We start from the raw sequence: 5,213 nt of genomic DNA, 5'->3' as shown, positions 1-5,213 counted from the left end.
AATTCGCAGTCATTCTCTGCTGTCGCCAATTGCTCGAATGAGCGTCCAGGCCCAACGCACGCTGCTGGCGAGGCGACGACAGATGGTGCCTTGGCGTCAGCTCACCCGCACCCACGTCCCCTGGCCTGCCGATGACCTCACCGCGGCATCGATGAACTTCACACCGGCCAAGCCGTCCTCGACTGTTGGGAAGAGCACCGCGCGATCCGGCTTGTCTCCGCTCCTCGCGGCGCGGATGGCCTCCGCCGCCTCGGCGTAGATCGTCGCAAAGCCTTCCAGGTAGCCTTCGGGGTGGCCGGCGGGGATGCGGGTAACGCGCGTGGCCGCGCCGAGTGCGCCGGCGCCGCCGCGGGTCAGGAGCTGCTTGGGCTGTCCATAGGGCGTGAACCAGAGCTGGTTCGGATTCTCCTGTGCCCACGCGAGGCCGCCCTTGGTGCCGGAGATGCGCAAGGTCAGGCCGTTCTCGTGGCCGACGGCGACCTGGCTAGCCCACAGCATGCCCTTGGCGCCGCCTTTCCATCGCAGAAGGATCTGGACGTCGTCATCGAGCCGTCGCCCCTCGACGAAGGTCGACAGCTGCGCGAACAACTCATCAAGCGCAAGGCCGCTGACGAAGCAGGCGAGGTTGTAGGCGTGGGTGCCGATGTCGCCGATGCAGCCGCCCGGACCGGAGCGGGCCGGGTCGGTGCGCCACGCCGCCTGCTTGTGATCGCTCTGCTCCAGCCGCTCGGTCAGCCAGTCCTGGAGATATTCGGCCTGCACCAGGCGGATGTCGCCGAGTTCGCCGCTCGCGACCATCTCCCGCGCCTGCCGCACCATCGGATAGCCGGTGTAGTTATGCGTCACCACGAACACCTTGCCCGTCGACCGGACCAATGCCACCAGCTCCTCGGCCTCGGCAACCGTCGTCGTCAGCGGCTTGTCGCAGATGACGTGAATGCCGGCACGCAGGAAGGCCTTTGCGACCGGGGCGTGCATATGGTTCGGCGTGACGATCGAGACCGCCTCGATGCCATCCGGACGCGCGGCTTCGGCCCTGGCCATCTCTTCGAACGAGCCATAGGCGCGATCGTCGGCAATGCCGATCTCCCTGGCGGAGGCCTTGGCGCGGGCCGGATCGGATGCGAGCGCGCCGGCGACCAGCTCGAACTGATCGTCGATGCGCGCGGCGATGCGGTGGACGGCGCCGATGAAGGCCCCTTGTCCGCCGCCGACCATGCCGAGGCGGATACGTGCATGCCCAACGGCCTCATGGCTTGCGGTGATGGCCATTTGCTCCTCCCTCAGGCCAGGCCCAGCATCTTGCGGTTCGCCATGTCGTCGGCACCGGAGCCCGCGAAATCGTCGAAGGCCTTCTCGGTGACCTCGATGATATGGCTCCCGATGAAGCCGGCCCCCTCGCGCGCGCCCTGTTCGGGATGCTTGATGGCGCACTCCCATTCGAGCACGGCCCAGCTGCCGTAGTCGTATTGCGTCAGCTTGGAGAAGATCGCGCCGAAATCGACCTGGCCATCGCCGAGCGAGCGGAAGCGGCCGGCCCGATCGGCCCAGCCCTGAAACCCGCCATAGACGCCCTGGCGTCCGGTCGGATTGAACTCGGCATCCTTGACGTGAAACGCCTTGATGCGCTGGTGATAGATGTCGATGTAGTCGAGATAATCGAGCTGCTGCAACACGAAGTGCGAAGGATCGTAGAGCAGGTTGGCGCGCGTGTGGTTGCCGACCCGCTGCAGGAACATCTCGTAGGAGACGCCGTCATGCAGGTCCTCGCCCGGATGGATCTCATAGGCGAGATCGACGCCATGCTCCTCGGCATGATCGAGGATCGGCCGCCAGCGCCGTGCGAGCTCGTCGAACGCCGCCTCGACGAGACCCGGCGGACGCTGCGGCCACGGGTAGATGTAGGGCCACGCCAAGGCGCCGGAAAACGTCGCGTGCGCGGTGAGCCCGAGCCGCCGTGACGCCCGGATCGCGCGCTTGACCTGGTCGACCGCCCACTCGGTGCGCGCCTGCGGATTGCCGCGCACCTCGGGGGCCGCGAAGCCGTCGAAGGCCGCATCATAGGCGGGGTGAACGGCCACGAGCTGGCCCTGGAGATGAGTCGAGAGCTCGGTGATCGCCAGTCCGTGGCGCGCCGCGATCCCCTTCACCTCGTCGGCATAATCCTGCGACTCGGATGCCTTGTGCAGATCGAACAGTCGCCCATCCCAGCTGGGGATCTGCACGCCCTCATAACCGAGCGAGGCCGCCCATCCGCAAATCGAATCCCAGGAATTGAACGGCGCCGCATCCCCTGCGAACTGCGCGAGAAAGATGGCGGGGCCCTTGATCTGCTTCATCGCATGCTCCCTTCTTGCGAGGATTGGCGCGTGCTGACGGGGCGCGATCTTGCCATCGCATCGGCGTGTCCGCCATGCCGGAACCACCGCGCATTTCACGACCAGTCTCAATTTGCGGCATCGGTCGGACAGGTCGCCCCCCGGCCGGAGGACGGTTGGGACGTGGTCAAAGAGGACGGCATGGGAAAAGCCGTTGATCGCACCATCCGAGAAGCCAAGATCTGATCGGCCGGGATATAAGGAGCGAAGCCGATTGCGATCGCGGGAGCTCGCTGCAGGCGCAGTCCGATACGTACGCTTCGAGTCCTCGTCTTAGGGATACTGACCGTTGAGCCAGACCTCCAATGTCTCCGCCGCCGATCCTGCCGCGCTCGACAAGCTGAAGGCGCGCATCCAGGCCCTGCGCGCGAAAACCGTCGCCAATGGCTGCACCGAGGACGAGGCGCTGGCGGCGGCGGCCAAGGTGGCCGAGCTGCTCGACCGCCACGATCTGTCGCTGTCCGACCTCGAGCTGAAGGCTTCATCCTGCGAGCGCAAGGTCTACGAGACCCATCGCAAGAAGCGCATTCCGATCGATGACTGCATCGGCGCCATCGCGCTGTTCTGTGATTGCCGGGTTTGGCGCGAGAAGAACGCGGCCGGCGACAACATCTACGTGTTTTTCGGCCTGCCGGCCGATGTCGAGGTCGCGCATTATCTGACCGAACTGATCGACAACTCCGTGCGCGCCGAGCTCGGCCGTTACAAGACCTCGATCGACTACGCCCGTTTCCGCCACCAGGACCGCCACCTCGCCAACGCCTCCTTCGCGCTCGGCATGGTCGCCTCGATTGCCGAGCGGCTGGTGGCGATGAAGAAGAGCCGCGACCAGGGCAATGCCTCGACCGGCCGCGGCCTCGTCGTGCTGAAGACCTCGGTCGTCGATGCCGAGTTCGATAAGCTCGACATGAAGCTGCGCTCCGTGCGCAGCGCCGGCCGCATGGTGTCGATGACGGCCTACGAGGCCGGCGGCGCGGCGGGGGCGACGGTGGGGATCAGTCCCGGAGTCGGCCGAATGCGGTCAAAGGACTAATCGAGTCGGTCGACGAGGCTATAGGCGCCGTAGAAGCCTGGGTCGCGCGTCATAGGTTTTTGGCGAGTTTCGTTCGTTGAAGCACGCTGCTTAAACGTGCGGTTCCAACCCGATCGCGTTGCGGGGAGGAGTCAACTCGCTGATCGGGCGCCGCCAATGACAGGTGCCCAATCAGATCCTTACGAGCGGCACACACGCTAGATGGAGGCCATTTTCGATTGACGCTTCAAAGGCGGAGAAGACGTCATGGACGGCAACTCCGATACATCTTCCCTTGGCTTGGGCAGGGTCAATAGAATAAAGCCCATGCCCAGGACACCAAGGCGCATGATATCTTCGACCTCATGTATCGAGAGCCAATACGTCTTCTGAGGGGCGGTCCAACATATTGCGAAGATCGCCATAGCCACTGCGCGCACCGTTCCGTAACGCATGACGAACGCGACTAGTCCGATGCTTGCCGCGATCGCAGCAGCCATAGACTGCCAAGCGTCGGCAGCTTTGGTGTCTTCGATTGGCGCAGCCATGATATCGGACTGCTTTGCAACAACGAACAAACCGGTGAATACCGTTGCGGACAACGCGATATTTCCAAGTCTCTCGATCAACTTCAGACCCGTGTCGTTCATGTCGATCGGAACGAGTAGGAAGAAGGTGAACGCTGGCAGCAACCAATTCGAAATCTGACTGAGTTGGATCTGAAGCCCGAAGACAGTTGCGCTTTCAGGAACAACGTTTCGGATCATGCAAACAAAAGACGCCAGTACAAACAGAGTGAACGCGAAGCGTACCTTGCTCTCGAAGTAAAGAGCAATCCTTACGGCTCCGAGGGCCAGTAGGGGGCATGCTGTATACTTCAGGGGGATGTACGCGTAGGAATCAAGCTGAGCTGCCGTCACTGCCGCGTAGTGGGCAGCCGATTGAGCGAAAGCTTGGGCGACCACGATAAGCGAGTCAGACATCGTTCCCCTCCAGGACGAAATGCCGAGTGGACTCATCGGGCTGTTTGGCCAGCTTCTTCTTAGAAGCTCAATTCCCCCAGGTGCATTTTGTTCCTGGCGGTTCCGCTAGTATCGCATCCTTCGCCCTTTTATTGTACCGGTATTGGGGTGGGTATGTGGTCGGACGACGCTCTTAGCTTTGCCGTGCGCTGATCTTCGGAGGTGCCAAGGACGAGGTGTCCGAAACTGCCGGACTTTCGTCATCCGGTTGCGATGCAGTCGCATGTAGCCTGTGCGCTTCCTATCGAGGTGCACTGCCATGACGACAATTCGCGTGAACGGCCGCGACCATGAGGTTGCGGTGGAGGCGGATACGCCGCTGCTCTGGGTGCTCAGGGACACGCTGGGACTGACCGGAACCAAATATGGCTGCGGCATCGCGCAATGCGGCGCCTGCACGGTCATGATCGACGGCCAGGCGACGCGGTCGTGCCAGGTGCCGCTCGACAGCGTCGGCAAGGCCGAGATCCGCACCATCGAGTCGATCGAGCAGGATGGCGTCGGCCGCAAGGTCGTCGAGGCCTGGGTGGCCGACCAGGTGCCGCAATGCGGCTATTGCCAGTCCGGCCAGGTGATGGCCGCGACCGCGCTGCTGACGCAAAATCCAAAGCCGTCGGAGTCCGACATCGCCGATGCGATGACCAATCTCTGCCGCTGCGGCACCTACAACCGCATCGCCGCGGCGATCCGCCGCGCGGCGCAGGCCTGAGGAGATCGACGATGAATGCTCTTCTCAAGACCGACTTCACCGATGTGCTGCCGTTGCTCCCCGCGCAAGGCATCGGCAACCTGTCGCGCCGC

General features: G+C 63.5%; 6 protein-coding genes. 3 read left to right on the top strand and 3 right to left on the bottom strand.

Annotation, left to right across the window (positions count from 1 at the left end; genetic code table 11):
• Positions 1 to 96: 96 nt before the first annotated feature.
• Both BRAO375_RS20170 and BRAO375_RS20165 read right to left on the bottom strand, forming a co-directional pair.
• A complete protein-coding gene (locus BRAO375_RS20170) occupies positions 97 to 1,272 on the bottom strand; it encodes a Gfo/Idh/MocA family protein (RefSeq protein ID WP_009029294.1) in 1,176 nt (391 codons plus the stop codon).
• Positions 1,273 to 1,283: 11 nt separating this feature from the next.
• Entirely contained in the window at positions 1,284 to 2,339 is a 1,056-nt protein-coding gene (locus BRAO375_RS20165; protein ID WP_009029293.1) for a sugar phosphate isomerase/epimerase family protein, read from the bottom strand.
• A gap of 30 nt (positions 2,340 to 2,369) precedes the next feature.
• Here BRAO375_RS20165 and BRAO375_RS37545 point away from each other — a divergent pair, with 30 nt between their 5' ends.
• Together BRAO375_RS37545 and BRAO375_RS20160 are read left to right on the top strand one after the other, a co-directional pair.
• Positions 2,370 to 2,564, top strand: a complete 195-nt coding sequence (locus BRAO375_RS37545; protein ID WP_139031426.1) for a hypothetical protein — start codon at positions 2,370 to 2,372, stop codon at positions 2,562 to 2,564.
• Between the two features lie 103 nt (positions 2,565 to 2,667).
• On the top strand, positions 2,668 to 3,411 hold the full coding sequence (locus BRAO375_RS20160) for a DUF7168 domain-containing protein (protein ID WP_009029292.1): 744 nt from the start codon (positions 2,668 to 2,670) through the stop codon (positions 3,409 to 3,411).
• Positions 3,412 to 3,608: 197 nt separating this feature from the next.
• On the opposite strand, the gene BRAO375_RS20155 is transcribed toward BRAO375_RS20160, so the two are convergent.
• Positions 3,609 to 4,373, bottom strand: coding sequence for a hypothetical protein (locus BRAO375_RS20155; RefSeq protein WP_035641433.1), 765 nt, complete (start codon positions 4,371 to 4,373; stop codon positions 3,609 to 3,611).
• 298 nt (positions 4,374 to 4,671) lie between these two features.
• Between BRAO375_RS20155 and BRAO375_RS20150 the strand changes: the two genes are divergently transcribed.
• A complete protein-coding gene (locus BRAO375_RS20150; protein WP_035641430.1) occupies positions 4,672 to 5,121 on the top strand; it encodes a (2Fe-2S)-binding protein in 450 nt (149 codons plus the stop codon).
• Positions 5,122 to 5,213 lie beyond the last annotated feature (92 nt).

The sequence above is a fragment of the Bradyrhizobium sp. ORS 375 genome (assembly GCF_000239775.1).
In the GTDB taxonomy this organism is placed as follows: Bacteria; Pseudomonadota; Alphaproteobacteria; order Rhizobiales; family Xanthobacteraceae; genus Bradyrhizobium.
Note: the sequence above shows the minus strand (reverse complement) of the source record. Positions and strands in the feature narration are given on the sequence as shown.